2 protein-coding genes are annotated in these 728 nt (G+C 43.5%); both read left to right on the forward strand.

Translation table 11 applies throughout. The features are described from left to right. Positions 1 to 453: MSHA biogenesis protein MshJ (locus R7Z77_RS25400; RefSeq protein WP_318137052.1), on the forward strand; the 453-nt coding region annotated here is incomplete at its 5' end. Then, positions 446 to 728 (forward strand): MSHA biogenesis protein MshK (locus R7Z77_RS25405; protein ID WP_318137053.1); only part of this gene is annotated, 283 nt, incomplete at its 3' end. The genes R7Z77_RS25400 and R7Z77_RS25405, both read left to right, overlap by 8 nt.

Consider the following 728-nt stretch of genomic DNA (forward strand, 5'->3'; position numbering starts at 1 on the left):
GATATTTTACGTGTTAAGGCTCAATTGAAGAAAGATCCAAACGCAGATATTGATTTGGAAATTTCCAACCTGTTGACGGAAAGTCAGCATCTTTCGATGCAGTTGTCGCAAATTATTGAACACTTGGTAACGCCTTCACAAATGGCGGGCGTATTAGAGAGCGTATTAGAGCAGCAAAGTGGCATTCACTTGGTGTCATTGCAGACTCTGCCATCTGAGCCGATCACAGAAGATAAAGAAGCATCACAATACTCTGGCTACTACGTACACCCAGTACGCATGGAGCTCACTGGTGACTACTTTTCTATCGCCAACTCCTTAAACAAGTTAGAGAGCTTACCTGCCAGCTATTTTTGGCGTAGCTTCAGTTACAAAGTAGAAGAATATCCAAAAGCGAAGTTAGTGCTTGAAGTGTACACATTAGGTTCTCGAGAGGAGTTTATCGGTGGTTAAAAAACTCATTATCTCAATCGCGGCTATCGCCTTGTCTGGTTCAGTCTTGGCAAATCAGGATCCAACTGCACCACTTGGTTGGCAAAAACCAGCAGAGGTGTCTGCCAAGCCCAAAGCGAAACAATACCGCTTGCCGACACTGAACAGCATTGTCTGTAAGCCAAATACCGAATGTGTCGCAATCATGAATAACCGACTTGTCGAACAGGGTGAACTGTTTAACGGTTATCGAGTAGCAAGCATCAATAGTGAATTTGTAACTTTAAAGCGTGGTA

The organism is Vibrio sp. 1401, assembly GCF_033340295.1.